The 19,511-nt window shown below is 52.1% G+C and carries 8 protein-coding genes and 1 pseudogene; all 9 read left to right on the forward strand.

Annotated features, from left to right (window positions below; translation table 11 throughout):
• Window positions 1-50: 50 nt before the first annotated feature.
• The 9 genes and pseudogenes from AC5RDV_RS04360 to AC5RDV_RS04400 all read left to right on the forward strand — a co-directional run bounded on the left by AC5RDV_RS04360 (window position 51) and on the right by AC5RDV_RS04400 (window position 19,465).
• A complete protein-coding gene (locus tag AC5RDV_RS04360) occupies window positions 51-1,361 on the forward strand; it encodes a glycoside hydrolase family 43 protein (protein ID WP_282748107.1) in 1,311 nt (436 codons plus the stop codon).
• Window positions 1,362-1,387: 26 nt separating this feature from the next.
• Window positions 1,388-3,478 (forward strand): glycoside hydrolase family 43 protein, encoded by a 2,091-nt coding sequence (locus AC5RDV_RS04365; protein WP_282748060.1) that lies wholly within the window; start codon window positions 1,388-1,390, stop codon window positions 3,476-3,478.
• Between the two features lie 34 nt (window positions 3,479-3,512).
• Entirely contained in the window at window positions 3,513-5,141 is a 1,629-nt protein-coding gene (locus tag AC5RDV_RS04370; RefSeq protein WP_282748059.1) for a glycoside hydrolase family 43 protein, read from the forward strand.
• A gap of 114 nt (window positions 5,142-5,255) precedes the next feature.
• A pseudogene (locus AC5RDV_RS04375) lies at window positions 5,256-6,101 on the forward strand (sialate O-acetylesterase); the annotation flags it as partial.
• A gap of 32 nt (window positions 6,102-6,133) precedes the next feature.
• A complete protein-coding gene (locus AC5RDV_RS04380; protein WP_282748058.1) occupies window positions 6,134-8,467 on the forward strand; it encodes a CE1 family esterase in 2,334 nt (777 codons plus the stop codon).
• A 65-nt stretch (window positions 8,468-8,532) separates the two neighbouring features.
• Entirely contained in the window at window positions 8,533-10,962 is a 2,430-nt protein-coding gene (locus AC5RDV_RS04385) for a glycoside hydrolase family 95 protein (RefSeq protein ID WP_282748057.1), read from the forward strand.
• 29 nt (window positions 10,963-10,991) lie between these two features.
• Window positions 10,992-13,583 carry a glycoside hydrolase family 2 protein gene (locus AC5RDV_RS04390; RefSeq protein ID WP_282748056.1) on the forward strand — a complete coding sequence of 864 codons (2,592 nt, stop codon included), beginning with the start codon at window positions 10,992-10,994 and terminating at the stop codon, window positions 13,581-13,583.
• A gap of 440 nt (window positions 13,584-14,023) precedes the next feature.
• Window positions 14,024-16,384 (forward strand): glycoside hydrolase family 127 protein, encoded by a 2,361-nt coding sequence (locus AC5RDV_RS04395; protein WP_282748055.1) that lies wholly within the window; start codon window positions 14,024-14,026, stop codon window positions 16,382-16,384.
• 483 nt (window positions 16,385-16,867) lie between these two features.
• Window positions 16,868-19,465, forward strand: coding sequence for a glycosyl hydrolase 115 family protein (locus AC5RDV_RS04400; protein ID WP_282748054.1), 2,598 nt, complete (start codon window positions 16,868-16,870; stop codon window positions 19,463-19,465).
• Window positions 19,466-19,511: the final 46 nt, after the last annotated feature.

Here is a 19,511-nt window from a genome sequence, read left to right on the forward strand (position 1 = left end):
TGAAAATAAGTAGATTGAAACATTGTATCGGGGGATTGGCTTTATGGCCAATGGCGTTGGCGGCACAGAATCCCATCGTGCAGACCATGTACACGGCAGACCCGGCACCGATGGTGCACGACGGTAAGTTGTTTTTGTACACCAGTCATGACGAAGACGCTTCCACATGGTTCGTGATGAATGACTGGAAGCTTTATACGACGACCGACATGGTGAACTGGACCGACCACGGAGCGGTATTGTCTTACGAAACATTCTCGTGGGCGAAAGGTGATGCTTGGGCCATGCAATGCGTGGAGCGCGGAGGCAAGTTCTATGCTTACGTGCCCGTGACGATGAAATCGGGGGGAGGTGCTATCGGAGTAGCCGTGGCAGACAGTCCTTATGGCCCGTTCCACGACCCGTTGGGAAAGCCGTTGGCGCAAAGCAAACGGGGAGACATCGACCCCACGGTCCTTGTGGATGACGACGGGCAGGCTTATCTCTATTGGGGAAATCCTTTTTGTTATTATGTGAAACTGAACGAAGACATGATTTCCTACAGTGGTGACATCGTCCGTGTCCCGATGGTGGAGGAGGCGTTTGGCAAACGTGAGGGCAACGTGGCCGAGCGTCCGACGCTCTATGAAGAAGGGCCTTGGTTGTACAAGCGCAAGGATTTGTATTATTTGCTGTGGGCGGGAGGCCCCATATCGGAGCACCTCGGTTATTCCATGAGCAAAAGCCCGACAGGCCCGTGGAAGTACGGTGGTGTGTTGATGCCTACCGAAGGACGGAGCTTTACCAACCATCCCGGTATGGTGGACTATAAGGGAAACACTTACCTGTTTTATCACAACGGGGCGTTGCCCGGTGGCGGAGGTTTTACCCGTTCGGTATGCGTGGAACAGGCGGAATTCAATAAAGACGGGTCGATTGTCCCGTTGAAAATGACCGCCGGGATAGAGAAAGGGTTGGAGACGCTGAATCCTTTCCGGAAGACGGAAGCGGAAACCATCGCTTTCTCCGAAGGGATGAAAGCTTCCCAGAATGAGAAAGTGGGCGTGTTTGTCAATGCCATGAAGGACGGGGCTTACATCAAGGTGAGGGACGTGGATTTCCGTGAAGGAGGCGCGTCCCGTATCACAGCTCGTGTGGGCACGACGCACAACGGCGGCGTGACGATGGAAGTACGTGCCGACGGTCGTGAGGGACGGTTGTTGGCTACATTGAAGGTGCCTATGACCGGAGGAGACAACCGTTGGGCATTGGTTTCTTCCGAAATAGAACGGATAACCGGCGTGCATGACCTGTATTTTATTTGCAAGGGGAACAAACTCGGCAGGTTGATGTACTTCGATTATTGGATGTTTTGCAAATAGAAGTGAAAACATAAAACAGAATTGTTATGAGAAATATCATTTTAATACTCTTGTCTTTGAGTATAAGTTGTATGTCGCAAGCCCGTTCTTGGACGGCAGACAACGGCAACGGAACGTTTACCAATCCGTTGTTCTATGATGAGTTTACAGACCCCGACATGATTCGTGTCGGGACGGATTTCTATTTGGTGGCCAGTTCCATGCACGCCATGCCCGGGTTGCCTTTGCTCCGTTCAAAGGATTTGGTGAATTGGGATTTCGTCACTTATGTCTTTGATGAACTGGATTTGGGACCTGAATTCCATTTGGAAGGGAAGAAAGGTGTGTATGGAAATGGCATTTGGGCACCGGCCATCCGATACCATGACGGACGTTTCTATATCTTCGTCAATGTCAACAACTATGGCTTGCAGGTGTTCTCTGCCGAGCGTCCCGAAGGGCCTTGGACGCACAAGAACATGGGCGGGCGCATTTACGACCTGGGAGTCTTGTTCGATGATGACGGAAAGATTTATGCAGTGCACGGATATGACGAAGTGCATCTCATAGAAATCAAGCCGGATTTCAGCGGATATGTGGACGGCAGTGACCGGGTCATCATTCCCAAGGGCAGTGCCATGGGGGAAGGACACCATTTCTATAAGATTAATGGTAAGTATTATATCATTAGTGCCGACTATTCACCGGTGGGCCGTATGCAATGCGCCCGTGCCGACCGTCCGGAAGGACCGTATGAGACGGCAGTCATCAGTCACAGGGAAACGATGGGGATGCAGCGTGGATGGTGGACGAATGGTTATGGCTTTTGGTCGGATATTCCGGACGAAGGAGCCGAATTTTCTTTTTCAGAGCCTTCGGAAAACGGCTTTAGTGCCGTTCCGTTGCATCAAGGTGGTATAGTGGACTTGCCGAATGGCGAATGGTGGGGTTTTTCCATGATGGATATGAAATCCGTGGGACGTTTGACCTACCTGTCTCCTGTTACATGGAAGGACGGGTGGCCTTACTTCGGAGTGGAAGGCAATCTCGGGCGCTCGCCTCGTACGTGGTTCAAGCCCGATACGGGAGTGGAGGTGGAGCCGCATGCTCCATACGAACGGGATGATGATTTTTCTGCCGGACGCTTGAAGCCTGTTTGGCAATGGAACCATATTCCTGTGGATGGAAAATGGAAGTTGGCGAAGGGGATGTTGCGTTTGCAAAGCCTTCCGGCCAAAAGTTTCATGTTTGCGAAAAATACGTTGACCCAACGTGTCGTAGGGCCGGAATCGACAGTGACGGTAGAACTTGAGGCAGACGGTTTGAAGAAAGGCGATGTGGCCGGCCTGGCTTTGCTCAATACTCCTTATTATTGGATAGGCATGGTAAAGACGGATGGCGGGTATGTGCTCCGTTTCTACGACATGGTGAAGAATAGCCGTACGGACGAGCCTTTGACGGTTTCCCGCGTGTGGCTTCGTTCCCACGGGGATTTTGATAAGGATTTGGCTTCAATGTCTTATAGTACGGATGGGAAAACGTTTAAAACATTAGGCAAAGACTTGCGTTTAGGATACCAGATGCACACATTCCAAGGCGTACGCTACGCATTGTTCGCTTATAACATGGGGGGAAAGCAAGGCGGTCATGCCGCATTCGATAATTTTAAGGTGGAAGAACCTTTTGCGGACCGCTCGAAGAACTTGCCCGTGGGTAAGGTCATCACTTTGACGAACCTGGCCAACGGAGAACAGGTCTGGGCCAATCCTCACGGCATGCTTCATCGTGCTTATCGGGGGAGTAAGACATTCGACGGTGCGGGATGCCGTTTCCGTGTGCACGACCGTGGGCGGGGGCGTGTGGCTCTCGAAGCGATGGACGGTTCGGGGTTTGTCACGGTGACCGGCTTGGGGCTTTCCGGTGATGTGAGGTTGATGAAGCAAGAAACAGAAGGGAGCCTGTTCTTGTGGCAAGACATGTTGTGGGGGCACTGCATGTTGCTCTCCTTGAAAACAAACCGTTTTGTGGGATTGAACCCGCCAACGGGCGAACCATACGCTGCAGATTGGCCCGGCACACGTCCCGACCGTAAGGATGGGTGCGTTTTTGCTTGGAAAGTGGTCGGAGAAAAAGATTAAAATCAATAGTTTCACCTTTATATATAATAGGTATATGGAAAAGAACAGATTCTGGAGATGGCCGTTGGTTTGTGCTGTGGCACTTTCCGCTTTGACGGGAATGGAGGCCGCTCCTTTAGGAAAGAATCCGGTGGAAGTTCAGTCTGCCACGTTTAAGAATCCGGTGGTTTGGGCCGATGTGCCGGATCCCGATGTCATTCGTGTGGGTGATTATTTTTATATGGTCAGCACGACCATGCACCTGATGCCCGGGGCACCGGTCATGCGTTCCAAAGATTTGGTGAACTGGGAGACGGTCAGTTATCTTTTCGATGAGTTGCATGAGACTCCGAAATACGACATGGAGGAAGGTACGGTATACGGACGGGGACAATGGGCTACATCCATCCGTTATCATGACGGTAAGTTTTATGCCTTGTTCTCTCCCAACGATGTGCCGTACCGTTCTTTTATTTATACTACGGACGACCCGGCTAAGGGTTGGACTTTGCACAGCCGCATGAAGCATTTCCACGACTGTTCTTTGTTCTTCGATGATGACGGACGTGCCTATGCCTTTTATGGTACGGGGCAGGTTACTGAATTGGAACCGGATTTGTCCGGTGTGAAAGAAGGTGGTTTGAACATCACCTTGCCGGTGAGGGATGAGGAGGAAAAGGGACTGCTTGAAGGTAGCCGTATGTTGAAACATGACGGGAAATATTATCTCCTGATGATTTCTTGGCCCAATGGGGGGAAACGCCGGCAGTTGTGCTACCGGGCCGACAAGATTGACGGTCCGTACGAAAAGAAGGTCATCTTGTGCGATAATTTTGCGGGCTTCCCTTACGTAGGACAAGGGACGATTGTGGACGATGCCGAAGGAAACTGGTATGGTGTGATATTCCAAGACCGTGGCGGCGTGGGGCGTGTGCTGACATTGTCCCCCTGTCGTTGGATAGACGGTTGGCCTATGTTGGGCGATGAAAACGGTCGTGTGCCGGAAGTGATGGAAGTGCCGGTGAAAGGCGGACCGGTCATCCCCTTGGTCGTAAGCGATGAGTTCGATGGGGATAAGCTGAAGATGGAGTGGCAGTGGAACCATAACCCTGTGGATGAGGCTTGGACACTGAAGGAACACAAAGGATTCCTACGTTTGAAAACCAATAAGATAGTACAGAATCTGTATGAAGCCCGTAACACGCTTACCCAACGGATGGAAGGGCCGGAATGCAGCGGACGCATAGGTCTGGATGTCAAGGGGATGAAGGATGGTGACCGTGCCGGATTCGCCGCCTTTAACGGCCATTCCGGTATCCTGACCGTGGAGAAAGACGGGAAGGACTTGTTCTTGGTGATGACTGAGGAGGTTGTGTCATTGACCGACAAGGAGAAGAAAGTCACAGGGGTGGAACGGAAAGAATGCGCCCGTGTCAAGCTTCCTCGTACCAAGAATGTTTACCTGCGTATAGATGCGGATTTCCGTTTGAAACGGGATATAGCCGTGTTCTATTACAGTCTGGACGGTGAGGAATGGACGAAAATAGGTTCTGATTTCAAGATGCGTTTTGACTTCCGTAAGCTCTTCATGGGCACGAAGTTCGGCATATTCAATTATGCCACGAAGACGGGTGGAGGTTACGTGGATGTAGACTATTTCCGGTATGAAAAGGTTGAAAAGTGAAAATCGCGATTAAGCTCGGCAGAGGAAAGCTTGCTTGCCTCTGCCGAGTGGGAGCGATTTATGCAAAAAGTACGTGGGATTGAAGAATAAAATGGCAGAAAGGGAAACTGAATGATGAAGAAGATTATATTAAGTGTATGTATGTTGTGCGCATCCGTGGGAGGATGGGCGCAAAAGGATGGGGGAAAACCCGATCCGGACTTTTACGTGTTCCTCTGTTTCGGACAGTCGAACATGGCGGGCAATGCCCGTGTCGAGAACCGGGATTTGCGAGACGTGGATGAGCGGTTCCGGATGATGGCGGCAGTGGATGATTCGGGGCGGAAACGTGAAAAAGGGAAATGGTACACGGCGGTGCCTCCGCTTTGCCGGCCGGGGGATGGACTTACTCCGGTGGATTACTTTGGTCGGACATTGGTGGCCACGCTTCCGGAGAATGTCAAGGTCGGTGTTATCAACGTGGCTATCGGAGGCTGTCATATCGAGACGTTCATGGAGGATAGTATTGCAACGTATGTGGCCCACCGTGCTCCGGGTTGGATGAAAGGCATGTTGAAGGATTACGGCAATGACCCTTATGCCCGTTTGGTGGAGATGGCCCGTTTGGCCCAGAAGGATGGCGTGATAAAAGGTATCCTGGTTCATCAGGGCGAATCCAACACGGGCGACAAGGCATGGCCGAAAAAGGTGAAAACAGTCTATGAAAGCCTGTTGAAAGACCTTGGGCTAAAAGCCAAGGACGTGCCCCTCTTGGCGGGGGAAGTGGTCAATGCCGACCAAGGTGGCGTATGCGCTTCGATGAATAATATCATCCGTACTCTTCCGCAAGTCGTTCCGACAGCTGCTGTGGTATCTTCCGCCGGATGCACGTGCGCTACGGACTCGTTACATTTCGATGCGGCCGGTTACCGTGAGTTGGGACGGCGTTATGCTGAAAAAATGTTATACCTTTTAGGAAAGAACAGTCGTTGAAAACCTGAATCTATATGCAAATGAATAAACTTATAGGAACTTGTCTGCTCTGCGCTTGGGTATGGGGAACGCAGGCAAACGCGCAAGAGAGCATCAAAGTGGGTAATACAACCCGTAACATGATTACATACGCCCCCGAGGGATTGCCTTATAATCCGCCTTTGGTCATTTCGTTACATGGAATGAATCAGGATGCCAATTACCAAAAAGGACAGGCGAATTGGGAAGCCGTGGCCGATACGGCCAAGTTTGTGGTGGTTTACCCCAATGGCATCAATAAGGCTTGGGATATATCCGGTGATACGGATATAAAGTTTTTGGAGACGATTATCGACACGATGTACAACCGTTACCACATCAACCGTAACCGGGTATATCTCTCCGGTTTTTCCATGGGCGGTATGATGACGTACCATGCCATGGCGCGGATGGGTGATAAAATTGCGGCCTTCGGCCCGGTGAGCGGTATTCCGGTGGACTACCGTAATCCTTCAGGCAGACGTGCAGTGCCCATCATCCATACGCACGGCACAGCTGACAACGTCGTATACTACAACGGGGATGCCAACCATCCGGCCGGAGGGTATGGAAGTATACCGGAATATGTGAAGAAGTGGGCTGCGTTCGACGGTTGCGACATGAATCCCGAAGTCATCAAACCCTATCCTGCCGGTAAACCGGGGTCATCGGCTACATATACCCGGTATTCCGGAGGAAAGGACGGAGTGGAAGTCGTACTCATTTCAATAGAGGGCAAAGGACATTGGCACTCCAATGATCCGGCCAGTGTCATGACGACGGAAGAAATCTGGAATTTTTGCAAGCGATATTCGTTGGGACCAGAGGAACCGGAACCTCCTGCTTTGGTGTCGGCTGAGCCGGAAAACCATTCTTTTGACTTGCCTTCGCAGGATTTGGCTTTTGTTTACACCTTCGATGAAGCGGTAGATGGTGGAGAAGCCAAGGCTATTCTTTCCGGCGAAGGCATGGAATATCCGCTTGTGTTGTCTGAGAGTGGTTTTAGCAAACGCTTGACATTCCGTTTGCCGGACGGGGTACAGTTGCCTGATGGGGATTATACGCTGAGAGTGGAACATTTGGAGAACGAAGCGGGAGGTGTCTTGCAGTCGTGCGTGTTCACTTATACGATAGGAGTGGTTGAGGTCGGCGATGAACTTGCCATAGAGACGTTGCTTTCACCTGTTTGGAGAGAAGAGCAAGCGGTGGTGGGCGAAGGCATACCTACCGGTTGGAAGCGTGTGAACAGCCGTAAGGACGGCACGAAGGATGAGAAAGGATCGGGGGCCGCCAATACAGGCGGTGCCCGGCTGAAATACTTCCCTGAAGGAGGTGATTTCGATGCGGGGTTCTATTTGAGTGCCCGTGATTACGATGTATGTGACTTTTATTTTGGGAGTTACGATGGGTATCGTCTGCACTTGTTGCCCGGACAATACGTATTGTCATTCAATTCCGTATATTGGAGTGCGGGGTCGGAAGAAGGAAAGGCCACCTTTGATGTGCAAGTGACCGATGGGACAGGCAAGGGCGTGTGGTCGCAGGTCGGGCTGCTTTCTTCTGGATGTATGGACGAGGTCTCCACGGAAAAAGTAAAAGGTTCCAAAGCGCATGAATATGTGTTTTCCATAACATCCGAAGGTAATTATGAATTGCATTTTACGATGTCTCAGGGGTGGAATTCCATCATTCTTGGTGGGATAAGGATGACGACTCAGCCTTCTGTGGCCGACGTGTACAAAGGTGGCTTCCTGAGATTGATGAAAGAAGCGGCGCGGGGATACGAGGCAACGGCATCGGATTGTTATGCCGCTTCGGAAGATTTACGCACAGCTTTGAAAATCGTGTTGGATCAATATGAAGGTTTCGTTTCCACAGCTCCTTCGGAGTATGAAGAAGCGATGGAGGCGGTAGAGGCTGTATGGCTACCTTTGGCTGACCGGAAAGAAAGCGTAGACGTGTATGTGAATGCTTTGGAAACGGCACAGGAAGCTTTATCCGGATGGGAGAAGGACGGGTTTGACTTGACAGCACAGGCTTATTTGGATTTGAAGGAGGCCGTGCGGGACTGCGCATTCGGGCAGGTGGACATGACAGACAACTTGCGGATGCGGGATGCGGCGGAAAGTTTGTCCGGCTATGTGCAGAAGTTGCGGGAGGAAGCCTTGACGGTGGACGGCGTGACGGTGTCGGGGCGTCCTGTAAGTGTGGAGCATTATGATTTGAGTGGCCGTAGGATAAAGCCCGGTTGCCGGGGCGTGACGGTGGTGCGTGAACTTTACCGTGACGGCAGTGTCCGTGTGCAAAAAAGGTTGAATGTTTTTTCTTCTTTGTAAAGGCGAAGACTTTTTATTTGTATATCTTTGTAGGAGGTTAGGAAATATTGAAAAAATCGAGTACGATGAAAAAGAAGTTATTAGGAGCCTTGCTTCTGCTTTGTAGCAGCATGGCATGGGCGGGGGATTTGAAACTTTGGTATGGTAAGCCGGCCAAGGATTGGACGGAAGCTTTGCCTGTGGGCAATTCCAAGTTGGGTGCCATGGTTTATGGCGGCACCGGGCGTGAGGAACTGCAGTTGAATGAAGAGACATTCTGGGCCGGCGGTCCTTACGACAATAACAATCCGAATGCGTTGTACGTCCTGCCGGTAGTCCGGAATCTGATATTTCAGGGTAAGACACGTGAAGCCCAACGGTTGGTCGATGCCAATTTTTTTACGCGCAAGGATGGCATGAGCTATTTGACGATGGGAAGCCTTTTTCTGGATTTCCCGGGGCATGACAAGGCAACGGATTTTTATCGTGACTTGGATATCGGGAATGCTACGGCCACTACCCGCTATAAGGTGGACGGCGTGGCTTATGCCCGCACTGTGTTTGCCTCTTTCACGGATAGCGTGATTGTAGTGCGCCTGCAGGCCGACAAGGCCGGGGCTTTGGCTTTCACGGTGGGCTACGACGCTCCTTTAAAGCACGAAGTCAGTGCCGATGGAGACATGCTTTCCATCGCTTGTGAGGGCAAAGACCAGGAAGGTGTAAAAGCAGCCTTGTGTGCCGAGTGCCGCGTGAAAGTGGTGAGCGACGGCAAGACAACCGCCGACGGGAAAAAACTGGAGGTGGTCGGTGCAACGAAAGCTACGCTTTACCTGTCGGCGGCTACGAATTACGTGAACTACCACGATGTGAGCGGTGATGCGGCTGCCCGTGCCGACCGTTGCCTGCAACGTGCTGTCCAGATTCCTTATAAGAAAGCTTTGGAAAAACATGTGGCTTATTACCGGGAATTGTTCGGACGGGTGGAGTTGGATTTGGGTGAGACAGAGGCTGCGGCGCGTGAGACCCCTTTACGTATCCGCGATTTCAGTCAAGGTGGAGATCCGTCGTTGGCTGCGCTTTTGTTCCAGTATGGCCGTTATTTGTTGATTTCCTCTTCCCAACCCGGCGGGCAACCGGCTAATTTGCAAGGCATTTGGAACCGCAGTACGAATGCTCCTTGGGACAGCAAATACACCATCAATATCAACACTGAGATGAACTATTGGTTGGCCGAGGTGGCCAACTTGAGTGAGATGCACCAACCCTTGTTCTCCATGTTGGAAGACTTGTCCGTGACGGGGGCGAAGACAGCTCGTGACATGTACAATTGCGGAGGATGGGTGGCCCATCACAATACCGACTTGTGGCGCATCAGCGGCGTGGTGGATTTTGCAGCGGCCGGCATGTGGCCGAGTGGAGGGGCATGGTTGGCCCAGCATCTGTGGCAGCACTACCTGTTCACTGCCGACAAAAAGTTCCTGAAAGCTTATTATCCGGTATTGAAAGGCACGGCCCGTTTCCTTTTGGATTTCCTGACCGAGCATCCTTCTTACAAATGGTGGGTGGTGGCTCCGTCGGTGTCGCCCGAGCACGGTCCGGTAACGGCAGGTTGTACGATGGACAACCAAATAGTGTTTGATGCCTTGTACAATACTTTGCAGGCTTCTGAGATTGTGGGCGATGATGCCGCTTTCCGCGATTCTTTGGCGCAGATGCTCGACCGGTTGCCGCCCATGCAAGTCGGACGGCACGGCCAGTTGCAGGAGTGGTTGCAAGACGTGGACGATCCTAAGGACGAGCACCGCCATATTTCCCACCTTTATGGCCTTTATCCGAGTAACCAGGTTTCCCCGTTTTCGCACCCCGGACTTTTCCGGGCTGCCCGTACTACGTTGGAGCAGCGTGGCGACAAGGCTACGGGGTGGAGCATCGGGTGGAAGATAAACTTCTGGGCGCGCATGTTGGATGGCAACCATGCTTATCGTTTGATCAGCAACATGCTTCAGTTACTGCCCAGTGATGCCGTGGCGGGGGAATACCCAGAAGGCCGTACATATCCTAATATGTTCGATGCCCATCCGCCTTTCCAGATTGACGGCAACTTCGGGGCAGCGGCCGGTATTGCAGAGATGCTGTTGCAAAGCCACGACGGGGCGGTGCATCTGTTGCCTGCCTTGCCCGATGTGTGGAGAGAAGGCCGTGTGAAAGGTTTGCGGGCACGCGGGGGGTACGAAGTGGACATGGAGTGGGCCGATGCCCGTCTGTCGTCTGCCACCGTGCGTTCCACCGTAGGGGGTACGTTGCGTTTGCGTTCTTACGTACCGTTGAAAGGCAAGGGCTTGAAGAAAGCTTCGGGCGTGTGTCCCAATAGCTTGTTGGCTCCAGCCACAATCAAGGAACCTTTGTACTCGTCCGAACTGAAGGCACGTCCGTCGGTTTCCGTTCCCGAAGTGTATGAATATGATGTGCAAACCCAACCCGGGAAGACTTATAAATTCCGCATAGGGAATTTGTAGGTTTCCCCTAAAAAAATAATCACATAAGGATGAAACAGGTTGTATGGATATGTTGGTGTTGGCTTAGCTGTATCACGTTGGGGGTACAGGCCAAGAAGACGGATAACCGCGAGGTGGTGAATTTGAACCGTGAGTGGACTTATCAGCGTGGCGATTATCCGGGAGCCGAACAGGCAGATTATGACGATTCAGGATGGGAGCACGTCGGCTTGCCCCATTCGTTCAGCATTCCCTATTTCATGTGGAAGGACTTTTATACCGGTTACGGTTGGTATCGCAAGACAATAGTGTTGGACAAGGCTGACCTGAAGCGGGAAATCTTTTTGGAGTTCGACGGAGTGTTCCAAGTGGCAGAAGTATATATGAATGGCCGTTTGGCCGCGACGCATAAAGGGGGCTACACCGGTTTCAACGTCCGTCTCACGCCATACATGAGAAAGGGAGAGAACCAAATCGCCGTACGGGTGGACAACTCGTGGCGGGGCGACGTGGCTCCGCGTGGAGGTGAACATGTGTTTAGTGGAGGTATCTACCGTAACGTGCGTCTGGTGAAGAAGAACCCCGTGCATATCGATTGGTATGGCACGTTTGTGACCACGCCGACCTTGGCTGCGCATAAGGGACGTTCGTCCTCCGTCCGTGTACAAACCGACGTGAGCAACCTGACGGACCAAGTGGGAACGTATGAATTGCAGATACAGGTATTGGATGAAAACCGGCGTGTCGTGTCCGGACAAAGGGCTGTCCGGCGCGTGGAAGCGCAAAGTATGGCTCGGTTCGATTTGTCTACTGATGAAATAGAGGGCGTGGCCTTGTGGCATCCGTCGCATCCTCATTTGTATTCGGTGGTGTGCAGCCTGTACAAAGGGCGCAAGTTATTGGACAGCGAAGAAGTGGCGTTCGGCTTCCGGTGGTTCGAGTGGACAGCCGACAAAGGTTTTTTCCTTAACGGGGAACATTTCTTCTTCCGGGGTGCGAATGTCCACCAAGACCAGGCCGGTTGGGGCGATGCCGTGACCGAAGAGGCCATGCGGCGCGACGTGCGGATGATGAAGGAAGCCGGTTTCGACATGATTCGCGGCAGCCACTATCCCCATGCCCCGGCTTTTGCAGAGGCATGTGACCGGGAGGGGATGCTCTTCTGGTCCGAAACCCCGTTTTGGGGTACGGCGGGGCCGAAAAAAGACGGTAGTTGGACCGCCAGTGCCTATCCCGTGAAGGAGAGTGACGTTACGGGATTCGAGAGTAACGTGCTTGCGCAATTGGAAGAAATGATACGTATCCACCGTAACCATCCTTCCGTATTTGTGTGGAGCGTGAGCAACGAACCGTTCTTTACCGACGGGAAGACGATTCCGGCTGTGAAGGTCTTGTTGAAAAAGATGGTGGACACGGCGCACCGCCTCGACCCTACGCGCATGGCGGCCGTCGGAGGAGCACAACGCCCGTTAGGAGACGACCGTATAGACAAGATAGGCGATGTGGCCGGGTATAATGGCGACGGGGCCAACATTGCCGACTTCCAGCAGCCCGGCATTCCCAGTGTCGTGACGGAATACGGCAGCACGTTGGCCGAGCGTCCCGGCAAATACATGGCCGGATGGGGCGATTTGGCCCGTGACGAAGGTTGGAAAGGGCGCGAATGGCGGAGCGGACAGGCTATTTGGTGCGGGTTCGACCATGGCAGCATTTTCGGAGAGAGCATGGCGCGGTTGGGCATTGTGGACTATTTCCGCCTGCCCAAGCGTTCGTGGTATTGGTATCGTAACGAATACGGGCACCGGTTGCCTCCGTCGTGGCCACAAGAAGGCGTGTCTGCGCGTTTACGTCTGGAAGCCTCGAAGACAGGAGGCATCTTGGCTGACGGTACGGACGATGTACAGCTGGTGGTCACGGTATTGGATAAGGAAGGCCGCGAGTTAAGCAATAGTCCGGATGTGACGCTTTCCGTCATTTCCGGTCCGGGAGAGTTCCCGACCGGGCGTTCCATCACGTTCTCGGCCGACAGCGACATACGGATTGCGGACGGCAAGGCAGCCATGTCACTGAGGTCTTATTATGCAGGCCGTACGGTGGTGGAGGCCTCTTCGTCCGGATTGGAATCCGCCCGGGTGCAGCTTGAATTTACGGGTGCGCCGCAATATGAGGAAGGCAAGTCGGTCCAAGTGCTTTCGCGCCCTTACGTGCGTTTCACTCCCGGCCATGTGGAGTCCGTGCTTCAGGTTTACGGTCCGGACAGTCCCACCTTTGCCAGTAGCTCGTCTGAGGGCCATTCTCCCGGTTTTGCGGCGGATGGCGACCGGAAGACTTATTGGAAGCCTGCTGAAAGCGACGCGTCTCCTTATCTGACGCTCGATGTGGAGCGGACATTGGAGGTGCATGCCGTGAAAGCCCAGTTTCCTCCGGAAACCCGTCAGGGTTTCAATGTAGAGTTTTCTGTGGACAATGTGGAATGGGTTCTGGTTTCGGATGGAGTTGTGACAGAAGGAACATCATGGGAGAAGACGTTGGCGCATCCGCAGAAAGCCCGTTTCGTACGTTTCTCTTTCCCGTCGGAAGGGAACGGACAGCGGCCGGCCGTGGCCGAGATAGAAGTACATGGCAAAGTGGGTGCCCGTTGAATGGACGGGATATGCAGGGGCGTGCCGTAGGTGGAAATCTTTGAAAAGTAAATATTTATTCATTCCGAATTGATTCGGCTGAGATTACGGATTTGTTTGGCGCAGATTGGAAAATCATTCTCCTGAGAATGAAAAATCGTTCTCCTGAGAATGATTTTCGATTCTGCGGAACAATGTAAGTCGTTGAAATAGAATGTGTAATACTTGGGGTGATCAAGGCGTTACGAAAGGGTACATGTCATGGATATTTATCCCGGTGCGAATCGGTGTCCGGGAGCCGCATGGACAAAAGGGATGGCATTCCGGGAGAATAAGTAAGATGTGGACGGTTATGGTTGCGCCGGTTGGAGCAATTTCGTATATTTGTGCGTGTGAGAATGACACCCATCCGTGAAAGAGTGGGTAAGGTCGGATTAAAATTAGAAAATGATATAAGAGATATGAATGTATTGAAAACATTATGTTCGGCATCATTGCTGGTGGTGATGGCTTCGGCAGATGCCCGGATTCCGGTGAAAGTGGAGACTTTCCCGTTGAGTGACGTGAGACTGACGCAGAGTCCGTTCAAGCATGCGGAGGATTTGGATATCCGTTATCTGCTCGGGTTGGATCCCGACCGCCTGTTGGCACCTTATCTGAAAGGTGCGGGCTTGGAACCGAAAGCCGACAATTATACCAACTGGGAAAATACCGGTCTGGACGGCCATATCGGGGGGCATTACGTTTCGGCACTTGCCTATATGTACGCTGCCACCGGGAACGAAGAAATCAAACAACGGTTAGACTACATGTTGTCCGAATGGAAAAGGGCGCAGGACGCTGCCGGTGACGGATACCTTTGTGGTGCGCCGAACGGGCGCAAGATATGGGATGCCGTGTCTAAGGGGGACATACAGGCTTCTTCTTTCGGACTGAACGGAGGGTGGGTGCCTTTGTACAATATCCATAAGACGTATGCCGGTTTGCGTGACGCCTACGTGGTGGCAGGCTGTGCGCAAGCCAAGGACATGTTGGTGAAGTTGACCGATTGGATGATGAACCTGACGAAAGACCTGAGCGATGAACAAATACAAGATATGTTGCGTAGCGAACACGGGGGATTGAACGAAGTGTTTGCCGATGTGGCCGACCTGACGGGCAAGGGCAGCTATCTGCAACTGGCCCGCCGTTTCTCGCACCGTGCGATTCTCGACCCTTTGTTGAAGCAGGAAGACCAACTGACGGGCAAGCATGCCAATACCCAAATCCCGAAAGTCATCGGTTACAAGCGTATTGCGGACTTGGAAGGGGACGAAAGTTGGGACGATGCGGCACGTTTCTTCTGGAAGACGGTGGTGGATCAGCGCAGTATCTCCATAGGTGGCAACAGCGTGCGCGAGCATTTCCATCCCTCGGAAGACTTTTCCAGCATGCTGACGAGCGAACAGGGACCGGAGACCTGCAATACCTATAATATGCTGCGGTTGACCAAGATGTTGTACCAGACCAGTGCGGACGCACATTACATGGACTATTACGAACGGGCGTTGTACAATCACATTTTGTCTACCATCGATCCTGTGCAAGGAGGCTTCGTATATTTCACGCCGATGCGTTCGGGGCATTACCGGGTGTATTCCCAACCACAGACGAGTTTTTGGTGTTGCGTAGGTTCCGGAATGGAGAACCATGCGAAATACGGGGAGATGATTTATGCCCATGGCGGGGATGATTTGTATGTGAACCTGTTCATACCCTCGGTGTTGCAGTGGGGAAAGGTGCGTGTAGAGCAACGTACGTCTTTTCCTTATGAAGAAGCGACCACCCTTCGCCTGTCGTGTAGCAAGGCTAAGACGTTTACGGTGAAATTCCGTGTGCCGGAGTGGACGGACGCTTCCCGGATGGAGTTGACAGTGAACGGGACGGCCCAACCTGTTTCGGTTTCCGGCGGTTATGTGGCGGTCAGCCGTAAATGGACGGACGGGGACGAGGTGCGGTTGACTTTGCCGATGTCGCTCCGGGCTGTGGTTTTGCCTGACGGGTCGGACAACTATTCGTTCATGTATGGTCCGGTGGTCTTGGCTTCCCGTATGGGTAAACAGGAGCAGGTCGGATTGTTCGCCGATGACAGCCGGGGCGGCCATATCGCGGGCGGGCCGCAGTGGCCTTTGCAGGACATGCCGGTGATTGTGGGCGACAAGGACGAACTTCTGTCACATATCGAAAAGGTGGAAGGGAAACCATTGGAATTCAAGCTTCGCGGTGTGCGTCCCGAACGTTATGAAGGGATGGTGTTGGAACCGTTCAATCGCTTGTATGAATGCCGTTATATGGTGTACTGGCCGGTGATTTCTCCCGAAAAACTGAAAGCCCAACAGGAGGAACTGGCACGTGTGGAGCGTGAACGGAATGCTTTGGAGGCTGCGACGGCAGATAAGGTCATCTGTGGGGAACAGCAGCCGGAGAGCGACCATTTCATCCAGTCGGAGCAGTCGCGTACGGGAAGCCAGGGCAATCGCCATTGGCGTGCTGCGGACGGGGCAGGTTGGTTTTCGTACCGTATGAAAACGAATGGGCGCGAAGTGGCTCGTTTGCGGGTGACTTATGCGGCAGGAGGTAAAGACGTGGCTGCTACAGTCTCGGTGGACGGGCAGGCGGCAGGCATATTGGGACAGCCGGATGGCAAGGGTATGCAGACGGTTTTCCTTGATTTGCCGGAAGGTGTGTCCGGGAAAGACGTGTTGACCGTGCGGTTTGCCCCTTCCGGGAAAAGTTCGACACCGCGTGTCTATGAAATAAGATTGTTGGTGGCTGACGAGTAAAACAAGAGTGTCAGGGCTTGTCCTGCAAGTAAAATGCAAAACCGCTGGAGGAGGAACTCTTCCAGCGGTTTTTGATACATAGCCGGTTATTTTTCCAGCTGTTTGTGTTTCCATGATAACAATCTTCCTTCCTCAAACAATACCAACACCTAAGAACCAATCATTAACCTAATTTCCAATTATGAAAAACCATCCTGTGCAATCTTTACCTTGAGGCAAAACCACCTGAAAAACCAACATTAACCTAATCATTATATTATGAAACCTATTTTGCTTTGCCTTTATCCTTATAGTGCAAAGATAAGGTTATATTTCCTTTTTCATTTTTGAATAAGTAGCATATATTTTGTTTTATGAAACGTGATGGAATTTTTTTTGGTAAATGAAACATAGGAGAATAAATATGTTACATAGGCAAAAATGGGTTACATGCAGAATGCCGTATCTTTGCGTGTAAAGAACAAGATAGTATATATGAAGGTGATGAGAAGAAGAATAAGGATGTTGTGTCTGGGAATCATGGCATGGGCGATGTCCTTTGCCGTGTATGCGAAAGCGAATACGTTACTTGTCTTTGGAGAACCCCGGAAAGGAAGTTTTCCTATATCCGAAGCTTATTTGGTATATGCCTCCGAAGACGGGAAGACTGTAGAGAAAGTGACTGGGCTATTGTCGGAAGACATCTTCAGGGTCACGGGGAAAAAAGTCGGCATACGTACGGAGGTAGCCGGGGGGCATCCGGTGATTCTTGGTATACATGGGAAGGGTAACGGACTTATAAGCCGTATGGTGGAAGAGGGACGGTTGGATGTTTCATCGCTTGAAGGCGGATGCGAGCAATTCATTATCCGGCGGGTGGAAAATCCATTGCCCGGAGTGAAAGATGCTTTGGTTATCGTGGGCAGCGACCGTCGTGGGGTGGCTTACGGTGCCTTTACGCTCAGCGAGGCCATGGGCGTTTCTCCTTTCTACTGGTGGGCCGACGTGCCAGTGGAACGCCGTGCGCGTTTGTGGGTCAAGGCAGATTATGTTTCGGACAAACCATCCGTCTGTTATCGCGGCATTTTCCTGAACGATGAGGGATGGGGGCTGAATCCTTGGGCGGCAAAGACATTCGAGAAAGAATTGGGTAATATCGGTCCGAAAACCTATGCGAGGGTGTGCGAACTTGTCTTGCGCTTGAAAGGGAACATGCTCGCCCCAGCCATGCATGGTTGTTCCGACCCTTTTTATTTTCATCCGGAGAACAAACGCGTGGCAGATGAATACGGCATCATGGTGACCACTTCGCATTGTGAGCCGCTTCTGTTCAACAACGCTTCCAATAAAGAGTGGGACACGAAGAAAGACGGGGCATGGGATTATACGCGAAACAAGGAGACCATTTTAGGGAAGTTGGACAAACGGGTATGTGAGGCTGCCCCTTATGAGAATGTATATACGTTGGCCATGCGCGGTTTGCACGATGCCGGGATGCAGGGTGACCTGACGGAAGAAGGCAAGGTGGCTTTGCTGCATGAGGCCATTACCGACCAACGTGGCATCCTGTCGAAGTACGTGAGGAAACCGTTAGAGGAGATTCCCCAGATATTCGTTCCTTATAAAGAAGCGTTGGAACTCTATGAGAAAGGGTTGGAAGTGCCGGAGGATGTGACATTGGTGTGGCCGGACGATAACTATGGTTACTTGAAGCGGCTCAGTAATCCTGAGGAGCAGAAGCGCACGGGCGGTTCCGGTGTGTATTACCACCTTTCTTATTTAGGTGGCCCTCATGATTACCTGTGGCTGTGTACCACGCCGCCGGTGTTGATGTATGAGGAATTGAAAAAAGCGTATGATACGGGGGCCGACCGGTATTGGCTGCTGAATGTGGGCGACATCAAACCGATGGAATTGGGTATCAAGACTTTTTTCGATTTGGCTTGGGACTTGGACGCGTATGACTATGGGCGGGTTCACCGGCATCAGGCCGAATTCATGGCCGGGATGTTCGGCAACCGTTATCAGGACGAGTTCCAGGACGCACTCGATACTTACTATCGGTTGGCTTGGAGCCGTAAGCCGGAGTTCATGGGCTGGGAACGTGAATGGGATGCCCCTGAATATAAGGAGTTGGCAGACACGGAATATTCTTTTGAGGTGTATAATGACGCACGTCAACGGTTGGCCGATTACCGGCGTATTTCCGATTGGGCGGAGAAAACCATGGCCGGATTGCCGGAATCCTACCGTGCGTCCTTTTTTGAGATGTTGGGCTATCCGGCCATGGCCTCTTACCAGATGAACCGGAAGTTTCTGATGGCGCAACTTAACCATGAACGTGCTGAACAGGGGTGGATGGAAGAGGCTAATTGGGCGGCCCGGCAGTCCCGGGAGGCTTACGACAGCATAAACCGCTTGAACGACCGTTACAATCGGTTGTTGGATGGAAAGTGGAACCACATGATGATGTTGGCACCGGGGTGGGTGGCCAAATACCAAAACATGCCTCGCTTGGCCTTGTCGGATGAAGTGGGGGAAAAAGAAGTGGATATTATGCCTTGTGAGGAGCAAGGGCGTTTGGAAGGTTGTACCGTGGTGGATTTGGCCGGATATACCCGGATGGACGGTGAGGGGACTCATAGTCTGAAAGTGGTGGAAGGCATCGGTTACGACGGGTGCGTTTTGCAGTTGGGCGAGGCTGTGGAGGCCTCTGTCAATCCTGAAGACCCAAGGTGTCCGCATGTGGAATATGCACTTCCGGACATGGCTGCCGATAGCGTGACCGTGCATGTATATACTTTACCGTTTTTTCCTATATATAAAGGAAAGGGAACACGTTTCGGGATTTCCGTGGACGGCCATCCCGTCCAGGTGGCTCAAAACCTACCCAAGGAGTTTTCCAAGGCGTGGAAAGACCAGGTGTTGCGTAACGGTGCTGTGGCTACATTCCGTTTTCCCATAGATGCCAAACGGAGGCGGCACAAACTGGCCGTGGTATGTGGCGATCCGGGTGTAATGGTACAACGGGTCGTGGTGGATTGGGGCGGACTGCAAGATACGTATGTGGGGCCGGCCTTGTCTTTGGTTCGTGGAGAATGAATGGAATAACAATATAGATAAAATAAGAATGGAAATGGGAAAAGTG

It is taken from the genome of Paraprevotella sp., from assembly GCF_986071375.1.